At 62.4% G+C, this 16,716-nt stretch carries 11 protein-coding genes; 6 read left to right on the top strand and 5 right to left on the bottom strand.

The genetic code is table 11. The features are described 5' to 3' along the window. Window positions 1-26: 26 nt before the first annotated feature. The 3 genes from MTR65_RS15625 (at window position 27) to MTR65_RS15615 (ending at window position 5,817) form a co-directional block, all read left to right on the top strand. On the top strand, window positions 27-1,253 hold the full coding sequence (locus MTR65_RS15625) for an NAD(P)/FAD-dependent oxidoreductase (protein ID WP_243801803.1): 1,227 nt from the start codon (window positions 27-29) through the stop codon (window positions 1,251-1,253). A gap of 627 nt (window positions 1,254-1,880) precedes the next feature. Further along, window positions 1,881-4,016, top strand: a complete 2,136-nt coding sequence (locus MTR65_RS15620) for an ATP-dependent nuclease (protein ID WP_243801801.1) — start codon at window positions 1,881-1,883, stop codon at window positions 4,014-4,016. 1 nt (window position 4,017) lies between these two features. After that, on the top strand, window positions 4,018-5,817 hold the full coding sequence (locus MTR65_RS15615) for a UvrD-helicase domain-containing protein (protein WP_243801799.1): 1,800 nt from the start codon (window positions 4,018-4,020) through the stop codon (window positions 5,815-5,817). Between the two features lie 455 nt (window positions 5,818-6,272). Here MTR65_RS15615 and MTR65_RS15610 read toward each other — a convergent pair whose 3' ends face one another. The 3 genes from MTR65_RS15610 to MTR65_RS15600 all read right to left on the bottom strand — a co-directional run bounded on the left by MTR65_RS15610 (window position 6,273) and on the right by MTR65_RS15600 (window position 10,089). After that, window positions 6,273-7,061 (bottom strand): MipA/OmpV family protein, encoded by a 789-nt coding sequence (locus tag MTR65_RS15610; RefSeq protein WP_243801797.1) that lies wholly within the window; start codon window positions 7,059-7,061, stop codon window positions 6,273-6,275. A gap of 42 nt (window positions 7,062-7,103) precedes the next feature. Next, window positions 7,104-8,321, bottom strand: coding sequence for an NAD(P)-dependent alcohol dehydrogenase (locus MTR65_RS15605; protein WP_243801795.1), 1,218 nt, complete (start codon window positions 8,319-8,321; stop codon window positions 7,104-7,106). Between the two features lie 76 nt (window positions 8,322-8,397). Next, the gene (locus MTR65_RS15600) at window positions 8,398-10,089 is read right to left on the bottom strand and encodes a carboxylesterase/lipase family protein (RefSeq protein WP_243801793.1); all 1,692 of its coding nucleotides are present in this window, start codon (window positions 10,087-10,089) and stop codon (window positions 8,398-8,400) included. A gap of 233 nt (window positions 10,090-10,322) precedes the next feature. Between MTR65_RS15600 and MTR65_RS15595 the strand changes: the two genes are divergently transcribed. Continuing rightward, window positions 10,323-10,973, top strand: coding sequence for a TetR/AcrR family transcriptional regulator (locus MTR65_RS15595; RefSeq protein ID WP_243801791.1), 651 nt, complete (start codon window positions 10,323-10,325; stop codon window positions 10,971-10,973). 30 nt (window positions 10,974-11,003) lie between these two features. Here the strand turns inward: MTR65_RS15595 and MTR65_RS15590 are convergent, their stop codons facing one another. Further along, window positions 11,004-12,089: a Gfo/Idh/MocA family protein gene (locus tag MTR65_RS15590; RefSeq protein ID WP_243801789.1), complete on the bottom strand. Its 1,086-nt coding sequence runs from the start codon at window positions 12,087-12,089 to the stop codon at window positions 11,004-11,006. A gap of 204 nt (window positions 12,090-12,293) precedes the next feature. On the opposite strand from MTR65_RS15590, the gene MTR65_RS15585 reads away from it, so the two are divergent. Then, window positions 12,294-13,286: an AraC family transcriptional regulator gene (locus MTR65_RS15585; RefSeq protein ID WP_243801787.1), complete on the top strand. Its 993-nt coding sequence runs from the start codon at window positions 12,294-12,296 to the stop codon at window positions 13,284-13,286. Here the strand turns inward: MTR65_RS15585 and MTR65_RS15580 are convergent. Beyond that, window positions 13,283-13,837, bottom strand: a complete 555-nt coding sequence (locus MTR65_RS15580; RefSeq protein WP_243801785.1) for a flavodoxin family protein — start codon at window positions 13,835-13,837, stop codon at window positions 13,283-13,285. The genes MTR65_RS15585 and MTR65_RS15580 overlap by 4 nt on opposite strands. A gap of 429 nt (window positions 13,838-14,266) precedes the next feature. Between MTR65_RS15580 and MTR65_RS15575 the strand changes: the two genes are divergently transcribed. Further along, on the top strand, window positions 14,267-16,048 hold the full coding sequence (locus MTR65_RS15575; RefSeq protein WP_243801783.1) for a tetratricopeptide repeat protein: 1,782 nt from the start codon (window positions 14,267-14,269) through the stop codon (window positions 16,046-16,048). Window positions 16,049-16,716 lie beyond the last annotated feature (668 nt).

Genomic DNA, 16,716 nt, shown 5'->3' with positions numbered 1-16,716 from the left:
CGGCCGACGAACGGCCAGGAGATAAAATGCCCCCCTCAGATGTCGTCATCGTGGGCGCCGGACACGGCGGCGCCCAATGTGTGCTGGCCCTGCGCCAGAGCGGTTTTGAAGGCTCGATCACGGTGATCGGGCGCGAGCCGGAGTACCCCTACGAGCGTCCGCCGCTCTCCAAGGAGTACTTCGCGCGCGAGAAGACCTTCGACCGCCTCTACATCCGTCCGCCCACGTTCTGGGCCGAAAAGGACGTGACCTTTCGCCTCGACTGCGAGGTCATCGAGGTCGATCCGAGGGCGCATACCTTGAAGCTCTCGGACGGCGAGACCTTCGAATACGGCAAGCTGGTCTGGGCGGCCGGCGGCGATCCGCGACGCCTGTCATGCTCGGGCGCCGATCTGGCCGGTGTCCATGCGGTGCGCACGCGCGCTGACTGCGACACGCTGATGGACGAAGTCGCTGCGGGCATCCGCAAGGTGGTGGTGATCGGCGGGGGCTACATCGGCCTTGAGGCCGCTGCCGTGCTGGCCAAGCTGGGCCTGGAGGTCACGCTCCTCGAAGCGCTGCCGCGCGTCCTTGCGCGCGTGGCGGGTGAGGAGCTTTCCGCCTTCTATGAGAAGGAGCACCGTGCGCAGGGGGTGGACCTGCGCACGGGCGTTGCGGTCGAATGTCTCGAAGGCGACGGCAAGAAGGTCACCGGGGTCAAGCTTGCCGATGGTTCGGTCCTTCCCGCCGAGGCGGTGATCGTGGGCATTGGCATCGTGCCCGCCGTCGGCCCGCTGATCGCTGCAGGCGCGGCCGGGGCCAATGGCGTCGATGTGGATGAATACTGCCGCACCTCGCTCCCCGACATCTACGCCATCGGCGACTGTGCGGCCTTTGCCTGCGGGTTTGCGGGCGGCGATGTCATGCGCGTGGAATCGGTGCAGAACGCCAACGACATGGCGACCTGCGTGGCCAGGGCGCTGTGCGGAGATGAACAGCCCTACAAGGCTTTTCCGTGGTTCTGGTCGAACCAGTATGACCTGAAACTGCAGACAGCGGGGATCAACAAGGACTTCGACACCACCGTGGTGCGCGGCGATCCGGACACCCGCAAGTTCTCGGTGGTGTACCTACGCGCGGGGCGTGTCGCCGCGATCGACAGCGTCAACATGGTCAAGGACTACGTCCAGGGCCGCAGGCTGGTCGAAGCGGGCGCGAAGGTCGATGTCGACCAGCTCGCCGACCCGGACGTTCCTTTGAAGTCACTGATCTGAAAAACACCCTTGAACTTCTGAAGTCGCGTCGAAAGCGTTGATTGGTCTGCTTTTCAATCAAGGTCCCCAGCATGGACGCGGCGGATCAGTCGCCCTTGGCGTATCGCGCCTTCTTGCTTCTTCGTGTGGAAGCCGACGCCGCGCCTCCAAAGCACGCCCGATCACAGCAGATGCACATGAAGGCAGGCAGCAGCACACATGCGCCCAGAACCTGCCACTCGGTTGAAGACTGAGGCTGGGACTTTGCGCTCGGTCCGCTTCGGAGCGCGAAAACAGGAAACCGGACTCTCGGATCGAATCTATGTGATGACAACGGCCGGCAAGATCGGACATTCAGATGATCGCCAAGCGTGCACTCGAGTGAAACGCTGGATCGCAGCACCGAGAAGTTGCCACCCGCTACAAAAGTACTGCCCTTCGGCTTACGGCCTTGGTAAAGGCAAACCCGATGAGCGACGACGCACCCAAGCTGTCAGATTTGGCCAAAATTCTTAGCGCTAGTGACGACTATCGCGTCCAGCGATGCCTTATCCCGCGTTCGACGCTTACGCCACCGGATGGACGCCTATAACCGCTTCTCGGGCAGGCCGAATTAACAGTTTAATGGATCAAACGGGGAAGTAGTTCGTGCACATTTCAAGGCTGCAGCTTGTCAATTACCGGAATTTCGAGCGCGCGAACGTCGTTTTCAACAAGGGCGTCAATACGATCATTGGCGAGAACGGGTCGGGCAAAACCAACCTATTCCGCGCGCTGCGTCTCTTGCTCGACGATACGCTGCTACGCTCGGCATATCGGCTCGATGAGAATGATTTCCACCGGGGTCTCGGCGACTGGCGGGGTCATTGGATGATCATCAGCCTCGAGTTCGATGAGGTATCTCAGGATGAGGCGATACAGTCGCTCTTCCTGCATGGAACCGGAAACATCGCAGACGGCGTGATCAGTAAGGCAACCTACAACCTTATCTTCCGACCTAAGGCGGCGATTCGGCAAAGCCTAGCCGACCTTACCGCCGGCGATACCGCTGGCCTCATCAAGGCGCGGTCCAAGATCACCATCGCGGATTACGAAACCATCTTCACGGGCAAGAGTCCGGCGGATTTCCTTGATCCCGCTACCTACAAGCAGCTGGTCGGTGACTTCGATGCGGTGGAGTTTCCTAAAGAACTGACCAATCCTGCTATTGGGGGCATCATCCCTGGCATGCTCTCAATCTCGCGCGAGGTCTGCTTCACCTTCGTGCAAGCGCTGCGCGATGTTGTCGCTGATTTTCAGAATAATCGCACTAATCCATTGCTGACTCTGCTCAAAAGCCGGAGTGGCGAGATAGATCCGCAGAGTTTCGAGCCAATCGGCAAGCTCGTCAAAGATCTCAATGATGCGATCGTGGACCTTCCTGATGTCGGCACAATTCGTGCCGATATCCGCGAAACCATCACCGACGCGGCGGGCGGGACCTACTCGCCCCGGTCACTTTCGATCCGCTCGGGTCTGCCCGACGAGCCGGACCGCCTGTTTCAGTCGCTCAAGCTGTTCGTCGGTGAGAGCGAGGAGCAACATGAGGGCGGGATCCACGAGCTGAGTCTAGGCGGTGCCAACCTCATCTATCTGACACTGAAGCTGCTCGAATTCAAATATCAGAAGGAGAAGGAGTCCTTCGCCAACTTCCTCGTGATCGAGGAGCCAGAGGCGCACATCCACACTCACATTCAGAAGACGCTGTTCGACCGGCTAAACTTTGACGCTACCCAGATCATTTATTCGACCCACTCGACCCACATTTCTGAGGTCAGCAATGTCGAGAACATCAATATCCTCGGCCGGCACGGTGGACGATGCGAGGTGTTTCAGCCGTCTGCTGGCCTAGACACCGGCCAGATCGGCAACATCCAACGCTATCTCGATGCGGTTCGCAGTAACCTGCTTTTCGCCAAGAGCGTGGTGCTGGTTGAAGGTGACGCCGAAGAAATCCTCATCCCGATTCTCGTAAAGAAGGTCTTTGGGCTGAGTTTGGACGAGCTTGGGATCAGCCTGATCAACATCCGCAGCACCGGCTTCGAGAATGTGGCAGTCCTCTTTCACGACAATCGCATACGCAAGCGCTGCGCAATCATCACCGATCTGGACCGCGCCTTCATCGATACCACTGTGGATACCCTAGACGACGAGGAGGAGGCCGCCGCGAAGAAGAAGGCGCTGGGGTCACAGGTTGCAGGTTTGCGGCGCGAAGCGGCCCTCAAGCTGTTGTGCGATGGCAATCCTTGGCTGACGGCGCATTTCGCCGATCACACCTTTGAGGTCGATTTTGTCTCTGCCGGAAATGTTGACACCATCGTTTCGGTATTGGGGGATGTCTATAAGGATGCAAGCACTATCGCGGCATCCAAGGCAGAGCTGGAATCGAGCGACATTGCGTGCTTTGGCACGCGCGTGCTTACAATGGCTCGCTACGCCGGCAAGGGCTGGTTTGCGATCATTCTTGGACGCATGATCACGCCAGAGACCGTCATTCCTGATTACATTCTCGACGCAATCTTCAAGGTGCATGTCCCAGTCTCCGTCCAGACGTGGGCGAGCGTGCTGGACTATCGGCTGTCATTGCTCGCTAATTCCCAGCTACACCCAGACGGAGACATCGCCGCGATGCGCGTGCAAATCGGTCGTTACCGTCGCGGCGAAATCGATTTTGGTGGGGTCCGGGCCGAGATGCTCAAGGCCTTCCCCGCCGATGGCATCAATACGATCCTGGCGAGCTTCTGAGATGTTTGTTTGGAACGAGAAGGATCTAAACGATGCCCAGGTCGCGGCCATAGAGCAACCGGGCAGCGTCTTTCTTGTCGCCTGCCCAGGAAGCGGCAAAACGAGAACTCTCACCTACAAGATCGCCCGTCTGCTGTCAGAGCTAAAATCGGACAAGAAGCGCATTGTCGCGATAACCTACACGCATCGGGCAGCGGACGAAATCCACGAACGGATCGAGCAGCTCGGCGTCGATACGAGCCAGTTGTGGATCGGCACGATCCACTCCTTCTGCCTTGAGTGGATACTTAAGCCCTACGGCATTTATCACCCGGCACTCAAGCACGGCTTTCGAGTGATCAACGCCCATGACACCGAGTGCATGCACGAAGAGCTGTGCGGTGCTGTGCAGGGAACAATGCTCACGAGCTTCGACTGCGCTTACTATTTCAAGCCGACGGGCGTCGTCTTGACCTGCAACAGGACTGAAAAACATGAGGCGATCAAAGGGGTCTTGCGGTCGTACTGGAAAACCCTTCGTGAAGAGCGGCAGGTCGATTTCGAACTGATCCTATTTTATGCCTACCAACTTATAGAGAAAAACCCATCAATTAGTGTTTTACTCGGGTCGATCTTCGAGTGTGTACTTGTAGATGAATTTCAGGACACGCGGGAGATCCAATATGCAATCCTCGCCTCTATCCTGAAGGCGTCCAAGGGCGCTGCGTCCGCCTTCGTCGTAGGAGACCCAAATCAGGCGATCTATGGCTCGCTCGGTGGCTACGCGATCACTGCGCACGACTTTGGCACTCGTTGCGGGATCGCGTTCAAGGAGATGGACCTATCGGACAATTACCGATCGTCGTCTCGCATCGTAAGTTATTTCGGCAATTACAATGTGTTGCCCGCGAAAATCGAGGCGGTCGGCACGAATCGGAATTATCCAAGCGTGGTGTCGTTCGATCAGGATACCCACCGCGACGCGCTGGATGTCGAGCTCGTAAAACTGATCAAATACAATGTCGAAACGCTGGGCATTGCGCCGCACGAGGTTTGTATCGTCGCCCCTTGGTGGGTCCATCTGGCAAGTATGACGCGGCGGTTGGTCGCTGCTCTTCCGGCCTATTCGTTCGACGGCCCCGGCATGGTGCCCTTCGCGCGCGACGTCGATAATTTTTGGTACAAGCTCGCCCGGATAGTCCTGACGGAGGCCTCTCCACAACTCTACGTGCGCCGAATGCGATGGGCAGGCGAGGTAATCGCCGGTCTGGGTGACGCAGGTATCGATATTCCGGAGCTGGATCGCAAGACACTGCTGCGCGCCTGCAACGCCATCACTATCGCCGAGACTGACGGCCTCGTCTTCCTCCGAGCGTTCTTCGACGAGCTATGCGTGGCGCTCGGCATCGACCGCCACGCTTGCGTTTCGCTCCAAGAACATCATGACGCCTTCTTTGGAAGCTCACAAAAGCGCATCGACCGGCTCGTGAATGAAGGCTCTGCGGCGATTGCCGAATTGGCGATGTTCAAAAAAGTATTTGCGGGACGGACTGGTATCACCGTGTCTACGATCCACGGAGTCAAGGGCGCCGAGTATGACGCGGTGATCGCCTATGGGCTGTTGGAAGGGATGGTGCCGCATTTCAGTGACTCGGATCAGGTCGATGCAGCGAAGAAGCTTATTTACGTGGTGTCGTCGCGGGCTCGAAAAAACCTTCATCTTATCTCCGAACGTGGTCGTAGCCGAGGTTGGAGCGGAGACTATCAACCGACCGAAGTTCTTGCCGGGTGTGCATTCCAGTACGACCAGCTTTCAACTTGAAGCGGCGTTCTCGCCCGCGCGATCACGAGTTACAAGGGTGCGCTCACAACGTAATCTGATAGACGCGACGCTTTATCGCGCAGCACAGACGCCCGCCGATTTGCCACCCTCAATGAAAAGATCGGGTGAACGGCGGGTTGCGGTCGGATCTGCCATTCCATCCTCGATAGCCAATGACTAGAACTGGTCGACACATGCCGGTTAGCGGACGGTCCGCACCTGGTGACTGAAAATCGGCGTCTGTACGACCGGGAAGGGTCGAGGGTAGAAACGGCCGTCAGGCACCCAACCAGGCTATTCAACTCGCCAGACACGCCGTTTTCAACCTACTGATAAGAGGCTCATGACGGCCGGACGGAGCTGGGTCTTGCCGGACAGTGCCTCCGGCAATCGGGAGGTGAAATCGCTGTATCCGAGCGCTGCCCTTCTGATGTAGATCCAAATTACTCGTCGCGTCAGAGGATCCGCCCGAGACGATAGGTAATCGAGAAGAAGCCTGTTGGCTGCGTGCGGTGTTCGACCAGCGGACTGCGGTGCACATCGCCCAAGAGCCGCGTAACCCCGACGCTCCCGCTTGCGGTCAGCCGGTCGGTCAGGCTGTAGGAGGCTGTCAGCGAGGCCGAGGCGTCGATGAAGCCTGCCCCCGGCTCGAAGCGATCTAGGCCCGAGTTGGTCGCCTCGACCTGGTCGATCCCGAAGTAACGGTCGTTGTTCTTCGCATTGCCCCAGGTGGTGGCGAGCGCCGGGATCAGGGTGAGGCGGTCGGACATGGCAACCGGATAGGCCAGGCTGCCATCCACCGTAGTGCCGCGCGTGCCCCCGGCAAAGCCCTGGGTGCCGCCCAGATTGGCGATCACCCCGCCCAGTCGCGCCGTCGCGAAGATACGCGCGCCCGCACCGTAGTTGATGTGGTCGACGCCCTCGGGGACATCCCGGCGGCGGTAGCCCGGGGTCAGCGTGACGCTCGCGCCCAGCGTGACGTCGCGGGTCTCGATCGCCTTGGCCCCGATGCCGTTGCGCATGTTGGCAAAGAACGGCCCCACCGCGACATCGAGCGCGGGAAGCGGCAGCACACGGTACTCGTCCGAGCCCTGGTAGACGGGGATGACAGCGGCCCCCATGCCCACGATGACCCGGTCCGGTCCGCCCGGAGCGGCCTGGCGCGGCTCCACCTCCTGGGCTTGGACGGCGCTCGTGCAGGCGGTCGCGACCACAAGAGCCAGGACGGTGGAGGCGCGTTTCATGGTGTATCCTTCTTATGGTGCCGGGAGGGCAGCGGAAGATTGTCAGGTCAGGTCGATCACGAAGCGGTAGCGCACGTCCTTGCCCTTCACGCGGGCAATCGCGGCCTCGATCTGGTCGGGCTTGATCATCTCGATGTCGGCCGTGATACGGCGCGCGCCGCAATAGTCGATCACCCGCTGGGTCTCGGCGATGCCGCCGATCAGCGAGGAGGCAAGCGAGCGGCGCTGCCCCCACAGCGATCCGCCCATCACGTTCTGCAGCTCGAGCGGCGTGCCCACGCTGACCAGCGTCCCGTCGAGCGCAAGCAGCGAAGCATAGGGCGCGACCGCGTAGCTCTCCGGGATCGTCGAGATGATGAGATCATAGCGCCCGGCATGGGCCTGCATGGCGCCCGCATCGCCGGTGAGCACGGCCTCCTTCGCGCCGAGCGTGGCGGCATCGGCCAACTTGCCCTGCGAGGTGGTGAACATGGTAACGTCCGCGCCCTCGGCAGCGGCCAGCTTCACGGCGAGGTGGCCAAGCCCGCCGATCCCGACAACACCTACGCGCATGCCCCTGGCGATGTTCCAGTGGTGGAGCGGGGAAAAGGTGGTGACGCCTGCGCACAGCAGCGGCGCCATTGCGGCAAGGTTGCCGGTCTGGGGCATGCGGATGGCAAAATGCTCGGTGACGGTAACGCCTTGCGACCAGCCCCCTTGCGTCACACCGCCCGGCACGTCCGCCTTGGAGCCGTACGTCCAGGTCGCGCCGTTGAGGCAGTACTGTTCGAGGTCCGCGGTGCAGTTCGCGCAGGTGCCGCAGCTGTCGACCATGCAGCCCACGCCCGCCGTGTCGCCTACGCGAAAGCGGGTGACCTGCGCGCCCACGCCCACGACCCGGCCGACGATCTCGTGCCCGGGCACAGTCGTCCCACGCACCGGGCCCCACTCGCCGCGAATGGTGTGGATGTCGGAGTGGCACACGCCGCAGTACATCGTCTCGATGGCGACGTCGCGGGGACCGAGCGCGCGACGTTCGAGCGGAATCGCGCGGACCGCGCCGCCGCCTGCGGGGACACCGTAGCCGGTCAGTGTGCGCGCAGCGGTCAGATTTCCCGAAACGGCCTTCGCCGCAGCGCTGGCATTCGCGGCAAGCCCGACAGTCGCCGCGCCAGCCCCCAGGCCCGCGGCGCCCTTCAGGAAGCCGCGCCGTCCCGCATCATGGCTGGCCTTGGGGGAAAGGAGATCGCCGGAGGGCGCAGCATCACAGATCTTGCACATCGAACGTGTCCTTGCAGGCGGGCGCGCCAAGGGGCCGCCACGCGAATTCAGAGAGGAAGAGAAGCCGGACGAAGGATCAGGAAAGACCCGCCGCGCTCCACAGCTTGTCATGGAACAGCGCCGCCATCTCGGGCGGCATGTAGGGGCCGGCCGCGCTGGTCGGTGCCAGATGCATCGCCTCGCGGCCCTCTCGGGTATAGACAGGCCATTCGGGCAGGCCGGGTGCCGCCGGGGCCCCGGTCCTGGCAAAAGTCACCCAGGCCTCGGATACCACCTTGGCCAGAGCGACGGCTTCCTCGCCGCCGCCGGTCATGGTGCGGCCCGCCTTGGTCTCCACGTTGGCGAAGACAAAAGGGATCTCCATGGTGTGCGGCGAGAACAGCTTGCCATCCGCGATGGGGCTCATCCAGTCGAAGCGGTAGGCATGGACGGGCGCGCCGCCCTCTACGCGCGCGCGCGCATCGAGCACCGCGCTGCTGAGCGCACCCATCATGTAGTCCGAGACGATCCGGAACCACAGCGCGGAGGGCACGTAGTCCGGGAAGGCGGCACGGTAGGTGGTCAGCACCTTCGCGGCGTCGCTATCGAACATTTCGCCCACGCGCGCCTCGAGCCCTGCCGGATCGAGCGTGTAGGCGGCCTTGTCGCCCAGCATGAACAGCGACATCTCGGTACCCGTCTGGCCGGCCATCAGCGGCACATCGTGGCTGCTCGGCGCGGCGACGGGATCGTAGACGTGCGCGGGCAGGACACCCTCTTCGAGCACCGGCCAGAAACCGCTGGGAAAGCCTGGCGCGCGCATCGACATCGGGGTCTTCGCCATGACCGCGGCCTCGGCTTCGAGAAGTTGCTCGAAGGTGATCTCGTGGAGTTTGTCGGCGGTCTCGGGCGTGATTTCGAGAGCTTCGAGAACCCCGCGCGCCACTTCGTCGGCCTCCTCGTGGCTGGCAAAGCGGGTAAGCGGGCCGCTCTCGACCACGGCGCGGTGGAACAGGCCCTTGGCCACCGGACTTCCCAGCAGGGTATTGACCTTCCAGCCCCCGCCCGATTCCCCGAAGATCGTGACGAGATCGGGGTTGCCGCCAAAGGCCGCGATGTTCGCCTTCACCCATTCGAGCGCGGCGACCATGTCCTTGATGGAAAGGTTCGCGCTGTCGGCAAAGTCTTCGCCGAGCACACGCGAGAAGTCGGTCAGGCCCGAGGCGCCGAGGCGGTGGTTGATGGTGACGACCACCACGTCGCCGCGCGCGGCAAGGTTCGCCCCGTCATAGATCGCGCAGGAGCCGCTGCCGCTCGTCCAGCCCCCGCCGTGAAGCCAGACCATGACCGGCAGCGAGCCATCCGCGCCTTCGGGCGTCCACACATTGAGCGCGAGGCATTCGTCGCCCGACTGGACGTAGGCGGGCGGATCGAAGGCGGGCGTGACCGGCGAGCCGCCGGTCGGGTCCGAAGCCTGCTGCGGCGAGGACGGGGCGTAGCGCAGCGCTTCGCGCACCCCATCCCAGGGCGCGACAGGCTGCGGCGGGGCAAATCGGTTGCGACCCGAAATGGCTTGCGCATAGGGAATGCCGAGGAAGCGGTAGACGTTCTCGACCCGCTCGCCGCGCACAGTGCCCGCCTTGGTCGCCACCTCGGGGGACGCGGATGCGGAGATCAGCGGCTTGGCCTGCGAGCAGGCAGCAAGCACCACGGCGGCCCCGGCCGCGCCCGTGGCAAGGGTGGCACGGCGGCTCATGGCACCGAAAGGACGAAGCGGGCGATCGGACATGTCAGGCTCCAGGCATTGGCAAGGGATGCAGGCAGGGGTTTGCGGCGTTGGCTTTGCAGAAATGCGAACCTATGACGGCCATGGTGCCCGCATCTGTCACTTGGTTGTGTCGGCAACTCCCGACCTCCCGTCAGGGGTGGCGTCGAGAGCGATGGATAAATGACCTTGGGTCGGATATAATGTGACCGTTGGTCAGTTATCAAGTTTAAAAGTGTTTCCGGGGAAGAAGTTGCATGCCGCTGGCTGAAAACAGGAAAAGGGCGCGCTCGGACGCAGAGAAGGAGGCGCGCAAGGCCGAGATCCTCGCGGCAGCGCGTGCGATGATCGGCAAGGACGGCTTTGAAGGCGTCACCATGAACGAGCTGGCGCGCCGCGCGGACCTTTCGAAGGGGACGCTCTACCTCTACGTCCGCAGCAAGGAAGAGCTGTTCCTGGCTTTGTTCGAGACCGCCCTGGAGGACCTTGTTGTGCGCATCGAGAGCGAGGCGGACGCTGCCAACCTGCTCGACGTCATGGCCCGGGCCCCCCAGGAGGTACCGCTGTTCCTGCCGCTGCTGGCCCGGCTGATGTCCGTCATCGACATCAACGTCGCGGACGAGCCGCTGTTCGCCGCCAAGCGGCGCATGTTTGCGCTGGGCGCGCGGGTCGGCGAGGTGATCGCAAACCTGACCGGGGCCCCGAGCGAAGAGGCGCGCGATGCCGCCTCGGTGCTGATGCTGGCGATGCAGGGCGCGGCCCAGTCGGACCTTTCCGCGCAGCGCGATCCCGCCACCATTCCCGACGACCTGAAGCCCGCCTACGCCGCCCATGCCTTCGCTCGGCGTTTTCCGGCTGCCGTGCGCCTCATCCTCGGCCCGCTGTTCCGGAGCGCCACGGCGCCCTAGACCAGGCCAAAGGCGAGCGCGTGGGCCCGATTACATGCTGCGCTTCGCCGACCGTGCGATCTTGTCCAGCACGCCATGAAGTTCCATGGCGTCGCGAAAGTCTGGGGCCGTGCGGGTACCTGTGCGGATGTCTTCGGCCAAGAGCGCGTAGACGCCGGCGACATTGCGTGCACCGGGAAACTCGGGCCTGCCTTCGTAGAGCGCCGGGTCCGGCATCAGGTCAGCCAGTTCGGTGTCCTCGCCGCGCGCGCCGCGCACGGTGAGCTGGACCATCTGGGCATGACCAAGCTCGGCGGTAACCTGGATGTCGCCTTCGGTCCCGTTGATCTCCCAGAGCAGGTTGGTGCCTCGCGAAGTCCCGCCACGGTAGTGGATGGAGCAGGCCGTCCCGCTCGCCATCGTGCCCTGGACGAGGATCTGATCGGCCGCGGTCTTGGGCTTGCTCTCGCCGGTGTCGGTCACCGTTACCGTATCGAAATTGCTGCGCAGCACGGCTTCGAGGGCGCCGAATTCGCCCAGTACGTCACGCATGGCGGCCAAGGTATGGCCCATCGGGATATCGAGCATGGTCGCCCCGTTGGCGGCGTCGAACAGGTAGTAGAGATCGGCGCTGGTGGTATTTGCCCAGTTCCCGCCCGAACCGATGACCGAGGTGGACAGTACCTTGCCGACATAGCCATCGGCGATCAGCTGCTTGAGGTGAACGATTTCGAGCGCGGCGCGCGCCTGGGTGCCCGCAACGGCCACAACGCCCTGCCTCTCGGCCAGTTCGGTCAGCTGACGCGCTTCGTCCAGCCCGTTGCCCAGCGGCCATTCGCAATAGACATGCTTGCCCGCCTCGAGGGCGAGGGTCACAAGTTCGAGGTGAAGCGGCACCTTGACGGTTACGACCACGAGGTCGATCTGGTCCGAGGCCACGAGGTCCGCCGGGCTCGCGAAGGCGTGGGCAAGGCCAAGCGCCTCGGCCGTCTTGCGTCCGCTCTCGGGCGTGCTGTTCGCCACGCCGACGACTTCGTAGGTGTCGCCCAGCGAAGCGAGCGCGGGCAGGTGTGCGGTGGCGGCCCAGTGGCTGTCCGGATTGAGGCCGATGAAGCCTGTACGAATGGGCTGTGCCATGCCTGTATCTCCTGAATTCATGCGTTAGGTTTGCGACCCGAAGGGATGGCGGGAGGTCCCGTCACGCATGGCCGAAATCGGGGGTGCAAAGCACCTGATCCGGACACGCTGCGAAGGGAACCGCCACGCCAGATGGATGGATGAAAGAAACCGGCGGGCTGCGCCGCCTTGTTTTTCCTTCATTCTTGAGGGAGAAAACTAGGAATGGACGACGCGCAAACCCAGACACCTTTCGATCGAACTCTTGCCCAATCCGATCAAAGCGATGTGTCGCGAAGGTGCGCCGATGAACCAATTGCACCGGTACCTGCAGGCGTCGATCCCGATTTTCTGGACAGGCTGTGCGGCAGGGCTAGATTGCTTGCGCAGCCAGATGTGACGTTGGAAATCATCGAGGGCGTTTCGCTCTTCGCGGCCAGTGATCCGGGCCGTGCGCTCGCCCGTCTTTACGGGCCGATGGCCTCGCTGGTCCTCCAGGGCCGGATGGAAGTGACCATTGGCGCCAATGCGCTGACCTATTCGCCGGGAAGCTGCTTTGTCGGCTCGATAGATCTTCCCGTAACGGGGCGGATCATCGAAGCCAGCCCGGCGCGGCCCTACATGGCGATCATGGTTGCACTCGACAGGGAAACGTTGGCCGACCTCACGACGCAAGCCGGAGAGATTGCCCCGGAACGAACGAAGTGCTTTGCCCTGGGCCCTGCTCCTGAGGGCCTGCTCGAGGCGTGCCTGCGCCTGCTCGACCTGCAGGCCGCCGAGCGGCAGGCCGACATGGCCGTACTGGGCCCGCTCGTGCGCCGGGAAATCCTCTACCGCATGTTGCAGGGGCCGCAGTCTTCCGCTGTGCACCAGCTGCTCGCGAGCGATCCGCGCATCGCCCAGGTACGCCGCGCGATCACCTGGATCCGCGGGCATCTGGACGAGCGCGTGCCGATCCAGGACATGGCCAGCTGCGCGCGGATGAGCGAAGCCTCGTTTCGTCGCCATTTCCGCCAGGCTACCGGGATGAGCCCGCTGCAGTACCAAAAGACACTGCGGCTCCAGGCGGCGCGGCGCGCAATCCTGTCGGGCAGCGAAGTTGCCAAGGCCGCCTTCGCGGTGGGCTATGAAAGCGCCTCGCAATTCAGCCGCGAATACGCGCGCCTATTCGGCTTGCCACCGGCGCAGGACGCCAAGCGGCTTGCGAAACGGTCCTAGCTGCGCAACTTGGCCGCGGTTTCGGCAACCCGGCGGCCCAGGTGTTCGGCGGTCCTGAGGTCGCCTGCGGGCGGGGTCTGTTCGGGCGGCGCGTCATCGGACTGCGTCATCACGCCAAGCCAGCCCCCCAGACGGTTGAGCTCATCCTTGCCGCCATGCCCGGGCAGGAGGTCAAGGTTGACCCAGACCATGCCATGCTGTGCAGCAAAGAGCGCCAGTGAAACCAGCGTTCCCAGCTTGTCTCCGCTCACCGCGCCCGAATTGGTGAACCCCGCCGCGACCTTGCCGCGCCACTTGAGTTCGCTCCAGACAGGACCCGTGGTGCTTTCGAAGAAGCGCTTCAGCTTCCAACCCAACGCGCCGTTGTAGGTGGGCGAACCGAAGATGATCGCATCGCTCGCGCCGAGCGCGTCAAGATCGACCTCGCCCTCGCCGTCCACCTCGACCAGTTCCACCTCGGTGCCCGCCACACTTGCGGCGCCATCGGCAACATGGCGCGCGACACGGGCGGTGTGGCCATAGCCACTTTCGAAAACGATACTGACTTTCATCGCAAAGACATCCTTCCTTGGAGCGTGCAGCCTTGCAGGTCTGCGAGTAAGGCGCTGACGCCGCGCAGGGTTTCAGGCTTAGTGTTCACCATGAGGTTGAAGAGGCTTCATCCTGGCGCTCCCCGCCGCCGGGCAGCGGGTCACATGAACCTGACTTCGACGTCGAACAGCATGGCGCGCAGGCCCGGCAGGAAGCGGCGCGCCCAGTCCGACATTTCACCTGACCCTGTCCCGAAAAATGCATCCAGCAAGATTGAGAGGAATCTGGGAAGTTCGAAACTGACTGGAGCTGGAGGTTTTGCATGAAGAAGGTGATGACCTCTTTTTTAGTCCTCCCAGAACACTCTCCAATAAGCTCGGTGCGTGGTATCAATGAGCACGCAACATTTTCAATGAATCGGACTTTTCCAATATTTGGAGGAGGGTCGGATGCGAGCTTACTATGGCACTCTTTTGTCTATTACTGCGGCCATCGCACTATCCGCAGCAAGTACCGGCGGAGTAGAATCGAAATTTAGCGCGGCGCAAATTTCCGCACTGGATCCGACGGTTGCAAGCCGTTCGATCTGCCGGGGAGGCCGTGACAGTGCAGCGACGTTGCAGACCCGATTGCGCCTTGCCGACGATCTGTCGCAACAGCGCCACCTCACACAAGAACGGACGGAACTCTATGCGGGTCTGGCGCCAACCGATTTGCCGGCGCCCGAGCTACAGGGCCTCGCGGCACGCTATTTCGCGCAGGGTCTCGCACTCGCCTATGGCTTCAACCACAAGGCCGCGATCCGGTCGTTTCGGATGGCGCAAGAGGCCGCTCCGGACTGTGCCCTGTGTTTTTGGGGTGAGGCCATGGCCAACGGCCCCAACATCAATGCGGGCATGAACGCTGATGAAAACGGGGCTGCATTGAGGGCACTTGAAAAGGCCGAGGCGCTCTCGTCAACGGCCTCCCCGGTGGCGCGCGCGCTCATCCAGGCCCAGGCGTTGCGATACAGTGATGGGAATGGGGATAGAAAGGGCCTCGACGAAGCCTATGCTGCAGCCATGCAGGACGTGGCATCCCGCTTTCCCGAAAGCGACGACATCGCGGTGCTTGCTGCCGAGGCCGCCATGAACACGACACCCTGGGATTACTGGGAAGCTGCGGACAAGCCGCGCCCGCAGATTGCCGGTGCGATCGATCTGATCGAAAAGGTGAGCACGCGTAACCCGCAGCATCCGCAAGCCTCGCATCTCTACGTCCACCTGATGGAAGCCAGTCAGCCTGCCAAGGCAGAAGCCGCTGCGGACAGGCTGGCCGCTGGTGCGGCACCGGGAAGCCTGGGGCATCTCGTTCACATGCCGGCACATATCTACTACCGCGTAGGCCGCTATGCCGATTCCATGCGGGCAAACGTGGCAGCGGTGCGCGCCGACGAAGCCTATCTGGCGCAGGCCGGGGACGATGGCCTCTACCGCTACGGCTACTATCCGCACAACGTTCACTTCCTGCTGACGTCCGCCCAAATGGTCGGCGACATGCGGCGAGTGGTGACCGAGGCGGACCGGCTGACACGGATATTGGACGTCGAGACTGCCCGGCAATTGCCTTGGGTGCAGGCCATCCATGCCGCACCGGCGTTCGCCATTGCCCAGTTTGGATCCCCCGAGGCGATTATGGCGACGACCCAGGAACGTTCGCCGCTCCCTTATGTCGAAGCAATGCGCCAATACGCGCGGGCCACGGCCGCGGCACAGACTGGTAATAGCCAAGCCTTTGCCAAACATGTTGCTGCCATCCTGACACAGGCTGGTTCGCCAGAGATAACCGCGATGGTCGATGCAGGCTTCCCCGCGCCGGAACTCCTTCAGCTAGCCGCGCTGGTCGCGCGGGCACGCTGGGAACATTGGCAAGGCAGTCCCGCAAAGGCCGTGGCTCTTTACGAGCAGGCTGAGGCCATCGAGGCAACCATTCCCTACAATGAGCCTCCATATTGGTATTTCCCGATCGCGCATTCACGGGGCGCTGCGCTCTACGCGACGGGCCAGTTTGAGGCCGCACGCATGGCATTTCGCAAGGCGTTGGTCATGGCGCCCAACAACGGTTGGGCACTGTATGGTCTTGCCCAGACGGAAGCGCGTCTCGGGCACGAACTCGAAGCTGCAGCTGCCGCAGTTGCGCTGGAAAAGATATGGCTCGGAGAACGGGCCTGGCTGAACATGACCCGGCTGTAGCCCCGCAACCACGCAGCATTGAAACCAGTTCCGCGGCTTCACGCAATCATCGTGAACATCCGGTTCGTTGCTGCTCGCCACCGGAGCGGGGCCGTAAGCAGGGCGGCGCTACTTCCGCATGCGGCAAGGGAGAGCTGCCGGTTCGGCCCTGGGAAACGGCAATAGAGAGTGGAGTGTCCGTGAAGGGCCGCGGATGAAGTGCTCGCCCAAGACCTTCGGCCCTGGCTGCTATTTCGGCGACCGGATCGGGCAAATCGCCGGCCGGGGCGTCGATCCGTGCAGGCTCAATCTGGGGGGGCGACATTCATTGCTCTAGGTTTGGCCGATCTTTTTCAGCAGGTTCCTTGATGCTCACATTCGCCAAAGAATAGCCGGCTTTCCGTCTTTTTGCTTCACTTTATGCTCTGTGTAGTGGGCTATGAAGTGACCATTTGGCCGGTCCTTTGGCCGATCTTCTGGCCGAAGTCCGCGCTACGTTACTGCGTCTCGCCTCGCCGATACCTACGGTTCAGTCGATCCGGACGCCCATTTCGCAACAGCGGGCGACAGAGCTGGGCTAATGCGTTCTACCTTATGGCCATCATGGCCATAGGAGAAGTGTCATGGGATTGTCAGAATTTGATCCCGCCGTTCACGAACGCGTTTCGTGGAACGCAGGGCGCAAAGTG

Origin of the sequence: Novosphingobium mangrovi (genome assembly GCF_022818885.1) — a bacterium.
Classification (GTDB): Bacteria; Pseudomonadota; Alphaproteobacteria; order Sphingomonadales; family Sphingomonadaceae; genus Novosphingobium; species Novosphingobium mangrovi.
Note: the sequence above shows the minus strand (reverse complement) of the source record. Positions and strands in the feature narration are given on the sequence as shown.